This is a genomic window from uncultured Bradyrhizobium sp., assembly GCF_936943645.1.
Classification (GTDB): Bacteria; Pseudomonadota; Alphaproteobacteria; order Rhizobiales; family Xanthobacteraceae; genus Bradyrhizobium.
In genome coordinates, this window is record NZ_CAKZJO010000113.1 from 24323 (window position 1) to 39858 (window position 15536).

Here is a 15536-nt window from a genome sequence, read left to right on the forward strand (position 1 = left end):
CGCTGCTCGACGATCCCACCCGTGAATGATCGAGGACGAACACCAGCCGATGAAGCCGCCAGCAAAAGCAATGGTTACCCTGGTCAAGTTCGCGGTGTCGATCGGGATCCTGGTGTTGCTGTTGCGCAGCCAGGACCTGTCGTCCCTGAAAACGGATCTGCTTGCCGTCGATCCGAGCGTGCTGGCACTTGCGGTGCTGCTGCTGTTCGCCCAGACCTTCGTCCTCTGCCACCGCTGGATATTGATCCTCCGCGCCATGAACGTGCCACTCGGTTGGCTTCCCGGCTGGCGCATTCTCATCGTCAGCACCTTTTTCAATCAGGTATTGCCCGCGGGCGGCGATGCGGTCCGGATCTGGATGCTGCGGCGTCAGGGCGTGCAATGGTCGCAGACCATCGGCAGCATCGTGGCCGATCGCTTTTTGGCTCTGCTGGCCCTCGGCCTCATCGTCCTCTCGGGAATGCCGTTCCTGTTGCCTCTGGTCCGAGACAGCTCGCTCCTTTTCGCGATCGTGACCATTCTGGCGGCTGCATGCCTCGGTGCAATCGCGCTCATGACGCTGGATTGGTGGCCACCGCGCCTGCTCTCGGCCGTGCCGGCCAAAGTCGTGCAATTCGTGATCCTGGTCAGAGCCCCGTTGCTGGCGGTGAAGGGGCGAGCCATGTTGATTGTTTCCGCCATTGTCGTTCACCTGATCACCGTCACGACCTGCTATGTCCTCGCGGTCGGACTGCAAGCGCCACTCTCCCCGCTCGGCGCCTTCGTGCTGATCCCGCTCGTCATCCTGTCTTCCGCCGTCCCCATCTCGATCGGAGGCTGGGGCGTGCGCGAAGGCGCAATGGTCGGCGCGCTTGGTCTGGCTGGAATTGCATCCGACAAGGCGCTCGCGATATCGGTCTTGCTGGGCCTCGGCGGCCTGATCGTCGGGCTGTTCGGCGGACTGGTATGGCTGATCGCGCCCGAGCGCGCCGGCTTCACTCCCGACCAGGCGCGGGCCATCGCCGAACGAACGGATGCAGCGCCGGTTTAGCATGAGCACTTCAGGACAAGATCAAGCGATGGCGGCTGGCGAGACGGGTTTGCGTGCCATCATCGAAACGTGGTGGCCGCGCGTCCTCATCTTCGTGCCCGCGGCGCTTTCCATCTGGTTCGTGAACCGAACCGGGACCTACCGTGCGCTGCTGTTCGATGGCGGCTGGACGACGCGATTTTACGTCCTCGCCTGGATCGTCCTGACGCCGTATCTCGGCTGGCTCATCATGGCGACCGGACGGTTGACGTTCTCGCTCATCAAGCACGAGCCCACTCAGCGCGTCGACGAGTTCTTTGTCGGCGCGGCCGTGCTCATTCTGGCGGGATTTGGCTTCGGCGCTCTTTCGATCCTGTACCCGCAAATCGTTCTCGGATGCGCGACCGGGGTGCTGCTGTGGGATAGCCGCAGCTTCGGCAGCCCGCAAAAGCCCGCGGTGACCCTGCCGCTGGTCGCGACATCGCTGATGGGACTCTGGTTACTGGCGACGGTGTTCCTCGACCGTGCGGTCATGCCCGACGTCGTTTCGACCGACGTCCAGCAACTCTACGCACCGTATCTTGCTGAAGTCGCGAGAAATCACAGCATCTGGCTTGCGCCCGACAATCCCATCTTCTCCGACTTCGAGATCGGCCATGGCAACGGGCTGCATCTGCTGATGGCGACGTTCCTGCCGCCCCATGTCGCCCAGATCATTTCGTTTCTCTACTTCGTCGGCATCGGCGCGGTGATTTTCGAACTCGCCCGTCTCGTTCTGCCATTGCAGGCGCTCGGGCGCCGCTGGGAGGACGCAGCGATACCGATTGCGCTCGGCTTGGCGATCCTCGGCCTCGCGTGGCCTCGCACGATGCCGAGCGTCAAGGCTGGCCTCTACATCATGGAGTTCGGCAAATACCATCTGCAGACGGCGGCATTCTTCGTCTACTTCCTGCTGGTCGTCGTCCGATCGTCCCAGGCTCGCGACAGGCTGGCCGCCGGCATTTGCGGCCTTGCCGTCGCCGCCTCCTATCCGCTCTATGCAGCCTTCGTGTTCCTGATCTCGTCGCTGGGCGTGTTTACCAAGGTTCTTCAGCGCGATCGATCCGGCCTCGTCACCAGCCTGTTGCTCGGGTTTGGAGCGGTTGCCGGGTGCATCCTGGCTTTCTCCATCAACTATGTCTATCTCGGAATCCCCGCGACCAATCCGTACTCGCTGTTTCGAAAGATCGCATCGGTCGAGCGTTTCTCGCAATACGGCAGCCTGGATATTCTTGATTTCTTCGTGCTGTCCCAGTCTCTGGAAGTCAGCGACTTCCTCAGCAAGTCGGGAGTGATCGCCTTCATCAGGCAGGCCAAATCCGTCGTGCTGGTGGCAGCTCTCATCGCGGCGACAGCCTGCGCGATCTCTTTCCTCGATTCGAAATTGTTTCCGGATCGCTCCGGCGCCGCGAAATCGCGCCCCCTGCCCAGTATCGCCGGCGTTTTCATCGTGATCGCCTACGTCGCCAGCGTGCGGCTGCTGGACATGACGCTGAACATTCCGAGCCTGATCAGGCTCTCCATTCACGTCAACGCGCTGTTCCCGCTCGCGGCTGCTGCGATGGCCTGCTGGGGGCTGGTCATCGTGCGGCGGCTGGTCCCGGCCATATTCGCCGGGCGCTTTGCACCCAATGTCGCCATCCTGGCGCTGCTTGCCGCTTGCGCCTGGATGACGATCTGGTTTCCCTGGCAGAGCTTCAGGGATGACGGGGCCATCGCCTTTGCGGGCGGGCGCTCTCTCATCCAGATGCCTCGGGTCAGCCTGAACTGGCAGCGCTGCGACGAGCTGCAGCAATCGACGGGCTCCGATCGGATTCTCGCGCTGAACGGATACCGCGCGATGGTGCCCTGCTATTTCTCGCCGCTGCTCACGCGCGGCAAGATCATCCATACCTATCAGAGCGATGTCGCGCGCAACTTCAAGGACGTCGCACTGGGGACAGCCGATACGGCGGAGGCCACTCTTCGATCGCTCGGCGTCAAGCTGTTCTATGTTCAGAAGCGGAATTGCGATTTCTGGCTCAACGGATTTTCCGACCTCTTTCAGAGCGCCGAGCTCCGGAAACGATTCGTCCTGCACAGCGAGACCCCGGACTACTGGATGTTGACGTGGAGGGATGGCGGTCAGACATTGAGTCCCGAAGCCGAGGCTGGCATTTCCGCGCTCAGGACGAGATCGAAAGACATTTACCGGCAAGCCTACGGGATCGAGCCGTTCGAGGTGGTGAAGCACCATCTAAAGCCTAACGGCCAGCGAGCGGACATCACGGCCCTCGATCAGCTCATGACCTGCCACTAGGTTGTGCCCCGCACCGGTTCCGTGCATGTCGGCAAGTGGAAGGCCCGCAAATGAAGGCCACGGGGTACCAGCTCGAGGGTGGCGCCAGGCTTGTGAATAGCCCGCCCGGCGCAACTTAAGAATTGTGGCACGGCCTGCGGCGCTATATAGGCTTCAACTGCGCCGCGTATCGCCTGAGGGCGCCGATGTTCCCGTGTTTTCCTGCAAAGAGTCAAAGCCGTGACCGACCATTGCCGCCTTTGCCATTCGACCAACCTGCGTCCGGTCATCGACCTCGGACCGATGCCGATCGCGCATCGACTTCGGCATAGCCGAAGCGAGCAGGACGAACGCTTTCCGTTCGAGGTGCTGGCTTGCGGCGACTGCGGCCTGCCCCAGATCGTCAAGCCGATCGATCCCGATATTCTGTACCGGCAGTTCAACTACAATTTCAGCAGCTGGAAGCCGGAGCCGCATCAGGCGGACGAGCTCGACACCATCGCGAAGTTCTCCAAGCATCAGTCCGTGTTCGAGATCGGATGCAATGACGGCCTGTTCATGGACAGGCTGCGCGAGCGCGGCACCAAGGTCATGGTCGGCGTCGAGCCCAATCCGGTGTCGGGCAAGATCGCCCGCGAGCGCGGCATCAAGGTCTATGCCGACATGCTGAGCCCGGAGATGGCCCACGACGCAGTCGCGCAGTCCGGCAAGTTCGACCTCGTCATCTCGCGCCAGGTGCTCGAGCACATCGTCGACTTCGAGAACTTCTTCGACTGCGTGAAGATCGCGCTGAAGGACGACGGGCTGCTGTTCATCGACGTGCCTGATTTCGCCCCGGGCTCGGCGGTGGGAGACCTCTCCGTGCTCTGGGAAGAGCATGTCAGCTACTTCACCGAGCCGACCCTGGTCGCGCTGCTGGCGCGCCACGGCTTCGAGGCCGTGTCCGTGAAGAAATACAATTTCAGCGGCGGCAGTCTCGCGATCGCCGCCCGCCGTGCCGCGGGCCCGGTGACGGTGCCGCCCGCCCCGGCAGGTGTCGGCGAAAAATTCGGTCAACGCGCGCGCGAGTACGGCGCGCGTCTCCGCCCGATCCTCGCCAAGGCCCGTGCCAACGGCGCCGAGATCGCCATCTACGGCGCCGGCTGCCGCGCCTGCACCTTCACCAACGCCCACGAGCTGGCGGAGCTCGTCGACCTCTCGGTCGACGACCAGAAGGAGCGCCAGGGGCTGTTCCTGCCCGGCACCGGCATTCCGATCCGTTCGCCCGAGGATCTCGCCGCCAAGTCGGGCCCGCTCGTCTGTCTTCTCGCCGTGAACGAGGAGAACGAGGCCAAGGTCTCCGGCAGGCTGCGCGAGAGCGTGAAGCGTCCGCTCGAGATCGTTTCGATCTTCGCGCCAAACGATATCTGGAGCGAGCTCGATCGCCTCGAGACGTCGCTAAGGTCGCGGCATGGCTGAGGACAAGCTCTTCAATTATTACGAACGTCAGGATGTTCTGCCGACGTTCGGGAATTTCAAGTCGTCGACTGAGCTCGGGGCCTACGCCAGCCAGCGGCGCGAGCTGTTTTCGGACAAGCTGGTGCTGCCGCCCCGGCTGTTCCGCGACGCCGAGGTGCTCGAGTTCGGCCCCGATTCCGGCGAGAATGCGCTTGTGTTCGCCGGCTGGGGCGCGAACATGACGCTCGCCGAGCCGAACCGGCTCGCGCACCCGAAGATCGAGGCCTACTTCGCGCATTTCAGCCTCACTCAGCGTCTGCGCGAGCTCGCTTTGGCCGATGTCGAGGGCTTCCGCAGCGATCGCCGTTTCGACATCATCGATGCCGAGGGCTTCATCTACACCGTGCAGCCGAGCGACAAATGGCTCGGCATCTTCCACCGCCTGCTCAATCCGGACGGTTACGCCGTCGTGTCCTATTACGAGCGCTATGGCGGCTTCTTCGAGCTCGCGCTCAAGGCGATCCATGCGGCCGGCAAGGCCTTGACCGGTCATGCGCCGCTCGACAACGCGAAGGCGCTGTTCGAGGCGAAGTGGAACAGCATCCCGCACACCCGCAGCTTCGAATCCTGGCTGATGGACGTGCTGGAAAATCCGTTCGTCCGGCATCGCTACTTCCTCGACGCCGCCGCTCTGTGCACAGCCGCGCACGGTCAGGGCTTCGACATCCATTCGGCATGGCCCGCCTATCGCGACAGCCTGGACATCTACTGGCACAAGAAGGTGCTGTCCGGTGACGACAAGCTGCATCGCGCCGCACGCCATCTCGACCGCAGCCGCCTGAGCTTCCTCGGCGGGCGAAAGCTTTATCTCGTCGGCAAGGCCGACGCCGTGAAGGCGATCTCGGCATCGATCGAAGCGCTGGTTCTCGACGTCGATGGCATGATCGACAATCCCTTCGGCGCGAGCCTGCCGCGCGTCGTCGCGGGCCTCGCGTCGCTGCGCGAGACGATCCGGACCGCGGACATTCTCGCCGACGATGCTGCCGACATCGATGCCATGATCGCTACGCTCGACAGTTTCCATCGCATCTTTGCCGCGATCGGTCAGCGGGACGCGGCCGCAGTCGCCGCCCTCACCCAGTCGGATCCGGCCTTCATCAACACGTGGGGACAGCCGGCGCATTTCCTCGTCGTCCGGAAGCGCTAAGGGATCGCAGCCAGTGAGGCCAGGCATTGGCATCATCGGAACGGGCATGGTCGGCCAGATGTGCCACCTCGCCAATTTCGCTGCCAACCCCGCCTGTCAAGTCGTTGCGATCGCCGATCTCCGGCCGGACTTGGCTGCAGCCGCGGCGCAGAAATTCGGCATTCCCCGGGTTTACGGCACGCACCGGGACCTGCTCGCAGACAGTGCGGTGTCCGCGGTCGTCGTCGTGACCAAGCGCCGTGCCACCGGCCCGATCGTGCTGGACGCGCTCAACAGCGGCCGGCACGTGCTCTCGGAAAAGCCGATGGCCTACACGATGGCCCAGGCCGCATTGCTGGTCGATGCCGCGCGGCAGCAGGACCTCGTCTACAGCATCGGCTATATGAAACGTCACGATGCCGGCGTGGCGCGGGCGCTGGAGGTGCTGACGCACTTGCGCGAAGACCAGTCGCTCGGACGCATCGTCCGGGCAAGAGGCTGGTGCTTCGGCGGCGACACGGGCCGTGCGCAGGACAATTTCGTGATGACCGGCGAAGCGCGACCGGACGGGCTCGAGCTCTGGGAGGATGGTCCAGACTGGATGCCGCGCGCAATGCGTCCCGGCTACGATAGCTTTCTGAACGTCTTCAGCCACATCATCAATCTGTCGCGCTATCTGCTCGGACCGTCGCCGACGGTCGCCGAAAGCGCGATCGAGGCTTCGGGTGCCGGGCGCATCACCCTCGACTTCGACGGCATCGCCTGCGCGCTGGATCTCGTGAGCGGATCACACGGTGCCTGGCGCGAGGGACTGACGATCGACTTCGAGCGCGGCGCGGTGACGCTGGAATTGCCTCCCCCCTTTGCCGAGCGGGAGGCCGAGGTCATTATCGAGCACGATGGTCAAAGCACACGCCTGACCGGTGAAACGAGCTGGGCATTCCAGCGCCAGGCCGATGCCTTCGTGTCCGATGTCGCCGCGCGAGACGCCCCGCTGGCCTCCGGCGCGGACTCGGTGACCGACATCGCGCTGGCGGAAGCCGTCTGGCAACGGCGGGTTAGCGGCTAGGCGCGGCATCCTTCTCGATCGGCAGGACGCCGGCGATCGGCCCGAGCTCGATCGTCACCTGCGCAAGCTGAGCCAGGAACTCTGCAACATCGCAGCGCGCCAGCAAACGGCACGCATAGTATTTCCGCACCAGGGTCTGGTTGGGTGCAGCCCCCGGCCCCGGCTGGAACGAGATCGTCGCCTGCGGCCCCGTCGGATCGAAATGATGGAATGCACTCCCCGGCGCCTTCCGCGCCTCGTCCATTCCCCGCAGGATGTCGGGCCGCTCGGCGCGCAGTGCAAATCCGAAGAACGGCTGATTGCCCCAGGCAAGGCGCAGCATGCCGGTGACCTCGGCGAGGCCGAACGGCACATGCCGGGACGGATAGTCGACGAAACCGTCGTCGAGCGCATAAACCGTCGCAGCCGGCTGAACCCGGCCGGCAAGGCTGCGCTCCAGGGCCTCCTGCTTCAACGTTCTCGCCTGCATGAAGACGTAGTCGCTCCACAACATGCCGATCGACAGGATGAGGCCCGCTCCGAACACGACCGCAAAGGCGATGGTGGGACCGATCCGGCGTTCGGCTACCCTCTTGAACGCGAGGAACGTCAGCGCCGACGGCACGCCGAGCATCAGCAGATGACGGCTCTCGTAGAAATGCGTGGACGACGGCCGCAGGCCGGCGATCAGATAGGGCGACGACAATGCGAGGAACAACACCACGGCGAGCACGAGCGGCAAGAGGATCGCGGGCCTCGACGCGGTCGGCTTCGTGTCGGAACGCAGCAGCAGCACGACGATGCCGACGAGCACCGCCGCCAAAATGAAGAGCGTCGGCACCGTGATCGCCGCGCGCACTGCATGGGCCAGGACGTCCCGGTAGCCCGTGACGAAAAATGCCCACCATCCCCTCGCCAATTCACCGAGGGTCGGCAAATGCGCGTCATAATGCTGCGCGTACACGCCGATCCGCTTGAACCAGAGATTGAGCGTGCCCCAGTAGATCAGCGGCAGCATGATCAATTCCGGATAGCCGAGGGCACAGCGCCAGGATGCGAGCCAGGTGCGGCGAACGAAGCCGTCCGCCGCGTTTCCGCCCTGCCATATCGCAACGAACAGACCCAGCATCACGAAGGCATAGAGCACGATCGTCGAGTTGAGCGCGAAGCCCAGCAGGAACACGAGCGCACAGGCGATGCGAAGCAGCACGCGCCGCAGACCGCGGGCGCTGAAGGCCAGCGTCAGCAGCCATGCACCGGTGAACAGCAGGCCGAAGCTGAAGACGTAGACTGCGTTCGCCTTGCCCGCCCAGAGCTGATAGCCGGGATAAGTCCAGATGATCAGCGCCAAACCGACCGCCTCGGCGCGGTCAAGCAGACCCAGACGCGTTGCGGTCAGCGCGAGCGACGTGGCGCCGAGGACGATGCCGGCAATCGCCAGCGAGACCATTACGACAACAGGTGCACCGGTCCAGTTCGCGAACGTGTCGTAGCTGTAAAATATCGGATGCCCGGCGCCGTTCAGCAGGAAATCGATGTCGATGAAATAGTCCGGACGCGGCTTGAGCACCAGCCAGTCGTCCATGAAGAGACCGTCGTTGAGGAGCATCGGTGCATGCGCAGCCAACAGCACGACGAGGAGGACGACTATCGCACGCAGCAATGGAGACATCTCGGAGGGAGGAACGGCATCGTCGGGAAGGATTCGCACGCCCGGATGAGGTCCGCAAGAGCGACCGTGAGGGGCTCCCTTGACCGGAAAAATGCGACCTCCTATAGACTCCTGCACTGGCTGGGCCTGAGAGGCGTCCGGGACGAATTTCCGCAATGAACATGCTACCGGGCCCCGCGCAAGCTGCTGCGATTGGTCTCAGTCTCGCGCTGCCGCTGGTATTGCTGTGCTATGCGCGTATCGCCGCCACCGGCGGATCCGGCCGCCGCTTCCGGCTCGGCTGCGTCAGCATCCTGGCCCTTTACGCGATCGCCTGCATCGCGCTTCCCGGTCAACGCCATCTCGACGACGTCATTGGCGGCCTGTTCCTGCTGGCGACGGCGATGATGTTTTTCTACATCCTGTTCAGCCTGCTGGCCTGGGGCTTCACGCTCACGCTGCTCACGGCCCTCGATAAGGCCGGGCGTCCCCTCACCCTGGAGCAATGGGCCGTGGCCTACATGCAGGGCGGCGATCTCGGCACCTTCACGCACAATCGCCTGAAACTCCTGGTCGGCGCGGGAATGTTGACCGTCGCGGACGGCAAGCTTGCCCCCACGACGAAGGGCATGGCGGTCGCGCGTCTCGTCAAATTCGTTCGCCTGTCGACCGGCATCGGGTGAGCGGCCACGATGTCCTTCGTTGTCGGATTCCTCGCCGCCGTCACCTTCGCCCTGCTGTCGCCTGTCCTGCAGCTGATGGCTCGCGCGCGCGGATGGACCGTTGCGCCCGTAACCCTGCTCGCGATCGCCGCGATCGTCACCCATGGTCTCGGCGTGATGCTCGGGGTTTTCGTCGTCGCGCAATTTCAATATTGGGATGCTGCATCGATTTTCGGATTTTGCGTCATGGGCTATGTCTTCGCTTTTGGCGCGGTGTACAAATCGGTCTCGCTGGAGATTCTACTTGGCCTCGTCGGCCGGACCGAGCGGAGGGCTCCGCTTTCCGACATCGTCGAACGCCAGGTTCCAGCTCTGTTCCAGGGACGAATTGGGAACCTGGTCGACAGCGGCCTGGTCGAGCCTGTCGGTTCGCACTTCGCCGCGACGGCGGCAGGCCGGACCATGGCAGGCCGCGTCGGACAGCTGCGCCACGCCTTCGGCATCGGCGACACCAGTCTTTACGATTTTTCATCGGACTAGTTGCCGGGAACACACAGGTCGCAGGTTTCCTGCCTGTTGTGCAGGGCATATCTGCGGCCGCCTTATTGTTCGCCCCGCCCAGATGACCTAGAGTTGCGTCAGGGTTCCACCAGTAAAAGAGTGGCCTGCAGCGGGCGGCATAAGATGACACCTTCCAGGGCGGCAAAGCGGCTTACGATCGTAATTCCTGCACTGAACGAGCAGGACAAGATCGCCGACACCATCGACGGCGTGCTGCCGCTTGCCCGCGAGCTGCTCGACGATTTCGAGATTTTCCTGATCGACGACGGCAGCACCGACGCCACCGGCGCGATCATGGATGAATTCGCGGCCAGCGAGCCGCGCATCATCGTGCAGCATAACGCCGAGCGGCGGGGCGTCGGGGCCGGCTTCGAATATGCCCTGTCGCGCGCGAAATTCGATGCCATCACGCTCATTCCCGGCGACCATGCCTTCCAGAACGAGGGTATTGCCCGGATGTTCAAGGCGGCGGGCGCCGCCGACCTCGTCATCACCTATCGCGACAACCAGTCGGACCGCTCCGTCAACCGTTCGCTGCAGTCGCATTCGCTGCGGTTCATCCTGAATTGCCTGTTCGGCTTCTGGCTGTCCGACTACCACAGCATGATCGTCTACCCCGTGAAATGGCTGCGCCAGATCGCGGTCAAGGCCGACGGCTATGGCTATCAGATCTGCGCCCTGATCTCGCTGCTCCAGCTCGGCCTCACTTACGTCCAGGTGCCCGTGAGCCTGAATGCGGAGCTGAAGGGCTCCTCCCGCGCGCTACGGCTGCGCACCTATTTCGAGCTCGGCGGCACCATCGTCTCGCTGCTGCGCCGCGTTCCGATCCGGGACGTCGATCGCAGCCAGGTTCCGACCGACGCGGAACGAGCCACGGCGCGCTAAGGCGCCGCTTGGCCTTCCCACCCCCGGGGATATCAAGCGGAAGGGCCCGCGCACGGCGATTCGCCCCCGCCGGACGCCTCGTCCCTATCCCGCCAACACCTGACTTAAGTGATTGATTCTGCTGGCAGGAGTGGCAGGGCTCGAACCTGCGACCCCCGGTTTTGGAGACCGGTGCTCTACCAATTGAGCTACACTCCTACAGACCCTCGCGTCGCCGCTTCGGATCAGGGCCGCTTTCAAGCACAGGCGACGGCCGGATTGCAAGGGTGAACCGCGCCCGCTTCGCTTGTTTGTACCGGGGTTTCTGGGCCACAGTCGGTCGCCGACAATCAAAAACATCCGGGAGTGCCCATGACCGCCACAGCGACCGCTCCAGCCGCCTCACAGGCCACGATCGCAGCCCCCACCCCGCCTCTGCCGGAAGCCCGCCCCGAGACGCTGGGGCTGTCGCGGCTGCGGCTGCAGGCCATGTCGGATGCCTTCAAGCGCGAGATCGACAGGGGCACCATTCCCGGCGCCACCGTGCTGGTGGCGCGACGCGGCCAGGTGGGCTGGTTCGAGGCGCTCGGCAAGCAGAGCCCGGCGGCCGCCGCGCCGATGACGCGGGACTCGATCTTCCGGATCTTCTCGATGACCAAGCCGATCGTCTCGGTCGCCATCATGGCGCTGCTCGAGGACGGCCACCTGCTGCTCAGCGACCCCGTCGCCAAATTCATTCCGGAGTTTGCGAGCCAGCAGGTCGGAATCGTCAAAGCCGGTAAGCTGGAGCTGGTGCCGTCGACGCGGCCGATGACCGTGCAAGACCTGCTTCGCCACACCTCGGGGCTCACCTACGAGCACCAGGGCGACGGCCCCGTGCACAAGCTCTACCAGGACTCCCGCGTCCGCAGCCGCAAGATCAGCAATGCCGAGCACGCCGCATTGGTGGCGAGCTTCCCGCTGGTCTGCCAGCCCGGCGCGGAGTTCAACTACAGCCGCTCCACCGACATCCTCGGCCGCATCGTCGAGGTCGTCAGCGGCAAGTCGCTCGGCACGTTCCTCACCGAGCGCGTGCTCGCGCCATTGCAGATGGCCGAGACCGGCTTCTCGACCAGCGAGGCCAATGCCGGCAGGCTGGCCGAGCCGTTCGCGGCCGATCCCTGGACCGGCGACAAGGTCGCGCTGTTCAACATGCTGGAGCAGCCGGTGATGGAGTCCGGCGGCGGCGGTCTGGTCTCGACCACCATGGACTATGCTCGCTTCTGCCTGATGCTGCGCAACGGCGGCACGCTCGACGGCGCCAGGATCATCGGCCGCAAGACGCTGGAGCTGATGGCGTCCGATCATCTCGGGCCGCAGGTCCAGACCAACGGCACGCTGCTGTCGCCCGGCCACGGCTTCGGCCTCGGCTTCGCCGTGCGACGCGAGGCCGGCATCGCGCCGTTCCCGGGCAGCGTCGGCAACTATTTCTGGAGCGGCATCGCCGGCACGTTCTTCTGGATCGATCCGAAGGAGGATCTGTTCGCGGTGTTCATGAGCCAGGGCCCCGGACAGCGTGATTACACGCGGACGCTGGTGCGGGATCTGGTTTACGCGGCGGTGGAGTGAGATGGCATTCTCGTGCTCCGGACGCGCAGCAACGCTCTTAGCGTTGCTGCGCAGAGTCGGGGCCCATGCCTCAACGATCCCGCTCTTGGCGTTCTGGGTCCCGGCTCTGCGGAGCAGCACTGCGTGCTGCACCGCGTCCGGGACACGAGAGAGAGCACCTCAGCTGATCGTCGCGCCGCCGTCGATCACCATGGTCTGGCCGGTCATGAAGTCGCCGGCCTTCGAGCCCAGGAACACGGCCGCGCCCGCGATCTCGTCGGGGATGCCGATGCGCAAGAGCGGTGAGCGCGCGGTCGAGGCTTTCAAATTCTCCGGATTGTCCCACAGCGCCTTGGCGAAATCGGTCTTGATCAGGCCGGGCGCGATGCAGTTCACGCGGATGTTGTGCTTGCCGTATTCGCAAGCAAGGTTGCGCGCGAGCTGCATGTCGGCGGCTTTCGAGATTGCGTAGGCGCCGAGGATGGTCGAGCCTTTCAGGCCACCGATCGAGGAGACGATGATGACCGAGCCGTCCTTGCGCTCGATCATCTGCGGCACCACCATCGAGATCAGCCAGTTGTTGGCGACGATGTTGTTGTCCAGGATCTTCCGGAACTGATCGTCGGAGATGCCGGCAAGCGGACCATAATACGGGTTCGAGGCGGCGTTGCAGACCAGCACGTCGATCTTGCCGAAGGCGCGGTTGCTCTCGTCGACGAGGTTCTGCAGATTCTCCTTCGAGGAGATGTTCGCGGCGATCGCGACCGCCGTGCCCTTGCCGAACTTTTCGTTGATGCCCTTGGCGACCTGCTCGCAGACGTCGGCCTTGCGCGAGGAGATCACGACCTTGGCGCCGTGCTCGGCCATGCGCTCGGCGATCGCAAGCCCGATGCCGCGCGTCGATCCCGTGATGACGGCGACTTTCCCCTTCATGTCGAACAAGGTCATGTTTCTCTCCCCAATTGATCTTATTCAATATCATTCCGGGGTGATGCAAAGCATCGAACCCGGAATGACGGCTTAACTCACGCGAGCTTCTTGACTTCCGGTCCGGCCAATTGATGCATCGCCGCGTGCGCGTCATCGGCGATCCACGGCTGCTGGTTCACCATCGGCAACCGCCAGACCGAGCGCTCGGGGCTTGCGAAATAATCCAGCCGCGTGATCGAGCAATTGTCGATATCGAACGACAAGGCGCGCTCGATCTGGCCGTCGAGCGCGAGGCCGATCGCCGCCTTGATGGTGCCGCCATGCGCAACCGCGATGATGTCCTGCCCGCCGGCCTCGCCGTTGATCCGCTCGATGGTGCGGCGCGTGCGGTTGTAGAGATCCATGAAGCTTTCGCCGCCGGGCGCGGGCTCGTTGATGTCGGCGAACCAGCTCGAACCGACGGGACGGCTGGCGATGAACGCGGCGCGATTCATGCCCTGCCATTTCCCGAGATGCTGCTCGGCGAGATCCGGCTCCCATGGCATCGACGCAGGCTTGGGGTAGCCCGCCGCCCAGATCGCTTCCGCGGTCTGGTGCGTGCGCATCAGATTGCTCGAATACCAGACCGCCTTGCGTGGCAGCACCTTGGCAACAGCGTTGAAAACATAGGTGTCGCTGGTGTCGCAGGGGAGATCGCTCTGTCCGTAGATGTTGCCGCCGTCACTCCGCACCGGCGCGTGACGAACCCACCACCATCGTGTCGTGACCACATTCGGCTTGTCTGCGCCTGCCATCGAAACCCTTCCATCCCGTCTGATGTCGCTGTACGTCAGGTGGCAATGTGTCTCAAGACACTTTACCGTTTGAAATCTTGTTTGAAATTCCGTCGCGCGGCAAGCGTCGCGCGAGCACCACGAGGGAGAAACGCATGGGCCGACTGCAAGGCAAATCCGTCATCATCACCGGCGCCGGCAGCGGCATCGGCCGTGCGGCAGCACACCTCTTCACCAAGGAAGGTGCCAGGCTGATCGCAGTCGATCGCACCGAGGCGGTGAAAGAGACAGTCGAGGAGGTGAAGAAGGCCGGCGGCATCGCGGAGGCCATGATCGCCGATGCAGGCTCCGAAAAGGACGTCATCGCCGTCATCGACAAGGCGGTGAAGGCGCATGGCCGGCTCGACGTGATCTGGGCCAATGCCGGTATCTCCGGCGGGCTCGTTCCGATTCCCGAGCAGACCGTCGAGCACTGGCAGGAGATCCTGCGCATCAATCTGATCGGGCCGTTTCTCGCGGTGAAGCACGCGATGCCGCACATGATCAAGCAGCAGTCCGGCGCGATCGTGCTGACGGCGTCCGTCGCGGGCCTCAAGGCCGGCGCCAGCGGACATCCCTATGCCGCGAGCAAGGCCGGCGTAATCAGCCTGGTGCAGACCACGGCGTATTCGCTCACAGGCACCGGCGTGCGCATCAACGCGGTCTGCCCGGGCCTGATCGAGACCGGCATGACCAAGCCGATCTTCGACCGCGCCAAGGAGCGCGGCACCCAGGACAAGATCGGCCAGCTCAACCCGCTCAAGCGCCCCGGCCAGCCGCACGAGCTCGCGGCGATGGGCCTGTTCCTGGCCAGCGACGAGGCGTCGTATGTCAACGGCCAGGCCTTCCCGGTCGACGGCGGCCTCACGGCGTCGATGCCGTATACGGGCAAGCCGGTGTAGCAGCGGTCTCGTGTCCCGGACGCGCTGCAGCGTTGTTAGGCTGCTGCGCGGAGCCGGGACCCAGCAGGCCACGGCGCGCGCTGTGACATGGGCCCCGGCTCTGCAGCGCACCGTACCGGACGATGCTCCGCATCGCCGGGACGCTGCGCTGCGTCCGGGGCACGAGAGTGGAGTTTGGTTCGACACTGTTTCAGCGCCGTCATTGCGAGCGGAGCGAAGCAATCCAGAAATCCCTCCGCAGACGCAGTCTGGATTGCTTCGTCGCAAGGGCTCCTCGCAATGACGTGGTGATGGCATTGGTCCTTCAACTCGCATCTCGCTCTGCCGTTCGTAGGATGGGTAGAGCACTTGCGAAACCCATCACGCTTCCCTGCGAACGAAAGGTGATGGGTTTCGCTTCGCTCTACCCATCCTGCGGCTCCCAGACACGCCGTCGCATCCTCGCGGCGCATCTCGCCCGAGCTTTGCTGGATCGCTTCGCCCTCGATTGAAAGAGGGCGCAGGGAAGACCGGGTGCCGGCTGGCACCCGCGGTCCACTGTGCGAATCCTGCGTAACAAGAAGCTGCACA

At 64.1% G+C, this 15536-nt stretch carries 13 protein-coding genes and 1 tRNA gene; 10 read left to right on the plus strand and 4 right to left on the minus strand.

Annotation, left to right across the window (positions count from 1 at the left end; all coding sequences use genetic code 11):
• Positions 1-25 precede the first annotated feature (25 nt).
• From Q0743_RS33625 to Q0743_RS33645, 5 genes are all read left to right on the plus strand, one after another.
• Complete coding sequence (locus Q0743_RS33625) at positions 26-1030, plus strand: lysylphosphatidylglycerol synthase transmembrane domain-containing protein (protein ID WP_298245700.1); 1005 nt, start codon at positions 26-28, stop codon at positions 1028-1030.
• A gap of 28 nt (positions 1031-1058) precedes the next feature.
• Positions 1059-3347, plus strand: a complete 2289-nt coding sequence (locus tag Q0743_RS33630) for a hypothetical protein (protein ID WP_298245701.1) — start codon at positions 1059-1061, stop codon at positions 3345-3347.
• 219 nt (positions 3348-3566) lie between these two features.
• The gene (locus Q0743_RS33635; RefSeq protein ID WP_298245702.1) at positions 3567-4784 is read left to right on the plus strand and encodes a class I SAM-dependent methyltransferase; all 1218 of its coding nucleotides are present in this window, start codon (positions 3567-3569) and stop codon (positions 4782-4784) included.
• Positions 4777-5970 carry a class I SAM-dependent methyltransferase gene (locus tag Q0743_RS33640; RefSeq protein ID WP_298245703.1) on the plus strand — a complete coding sequence of 398 codons (1194 nt, stop codon included), beginning with the start codon at positions 4777-4779 and terminating at the stop codon, positions 5968-5970. Before Q0743_RS33635 ends, Q0743_RS33640 begins: the two co-directional genes overlap by 8 nt.
• A gap of 13 nt (positions 5971-5983) precedes the next feature.
• A complete protein-coding gene (locus Q0743_RS33645) occupies positions 5984-7018 on the plus strand; it encodes a Gfo/Idh/MocA family oxidoreductase (protein WP_298245704.1) in 1035 nt (344 codons plus the stop codon).
• Here the strand turns inward: Q0743_RS33645 and Q0743_RS33650 are convergent.
• Entirely contained in the window at positions 7008-8660 is a 1653-nt protein-coding gene (locus tag Q0743_RS33650; RefSeq protein WP_298245705.1) for a hypothetical protein, read from the minus strand. The two genes, Q0743_RS33645 and Q0743_RS33650, sit on opposite strands and share 11 nt — an antisense overlap.
• Positions 8661-8824: 164 nt before the next feature.
• Between Q0743_RS33650 and Q0743_RS33655 the strand changes: the two genes are divergently transcribed.
• From Q0743_RS33655 to Q0743_RS33665, 3 genes are all read left to right on the plus strand, one after another.
• A complete protein-coding gene (locus Q0743_RS33655) occupies positions 8825-9331 on the plus strand; it encodes a hypothetical protein (RefSeq protein WP_298245706.1) in 507 nt (168 codons plus the stop codon).
• A gap of 9 nt (positions 9332-9340) precedes the next feature.
• Positions 9341-9850 (plus strand): hypothetical protein, encoded by a 510-nt coding sequence (locus tag Q0743_RS33660; protein ID WP_298245707.1) that lies wholly within the window; start codon positions 9341-9343, stop codon positions 9848-9850.
• Positions 9851-9994: 144 nt separating this feature from the next.
• A complete protein-coding gene (locus Q0743_RS33665) occupies positions 9995-10756 on the plus strand; it encodes a glycosyltransferase family 2 protein (RefSeq protein ID WP_298245708.1) in 762 nt (253 codons plus the stop codon).
• A gap of 122 nt (positions 10757-10878) precedes the next feature.
• Here Q0743_RS33665 and Q0743_RS33670 read toward each other — a convergent pair.
• Positions 10879-10954, minus strand: a tRNA-Trp gene (locus tag Q0743_RS33670).
• A 153-nt stretch (positions 10955-11107) separates the two neighbouring features.
• Between Q0743_RS33670 and Q0743_RS33675 the strand changes: the two genes are divergently transcribed.
• A complete protein-coding gene (locus Q0743_RS33675; protein ID WP_298245709.1) occupies positions 11108-12343 on the plus strand; it encodes a serine hydrolase in 1236 nt (411 codons plus the stop codon).
• 159 nt (positions 12344-12502) lie between these two features.
• On the opposite strand, the gene Q0743_RS33680 is transcribed toward Q0743_RS33675, so the two are convergent.
• Positions 12503-13270 carry an SDR family NAD(P)-dependent oxidoreductase gene (locus Q0743_RS33680; RefSeq protein ID WP_298245710.1) on the minus strand — a complete coding sequence of 256 codons (768 nt, stop codon included), beginning with the start codon at positions 13268-13270 and terminating at the stop codon, positions 12503-12505.
• A gap of 77 nt (positions 13271-13347) precedes the next feature.
• Positions 13348-14046, minus strand: a complete 699-nt coding sequence (locus Q0743_RS33685) for a histidine phosphatase family protein (protein ID WP_298245711.1) — start codon at positions 14044-14046, stop codon at positions 13348-13350.
• A 134-nt stretch (positions 14047-14180) separates the two neighbouring features.
• On the opposite strand from Q0743_RS33685, the gene Q0743_RS33690 reads away from it, so the two are divergent.
• On the plus strand, positions 14181-14966 hold the full coding sequence (locus Q0743_RS33690; protein WP_298245712.1) for an SDR family NAD(P)-dependent oxidoreductase: 786 nt from the start codon (positions 14181-14183) through the stop codon (positions 14964-14966).
• Positions 14967-15536: the final 570 nt, after the last annotated feature.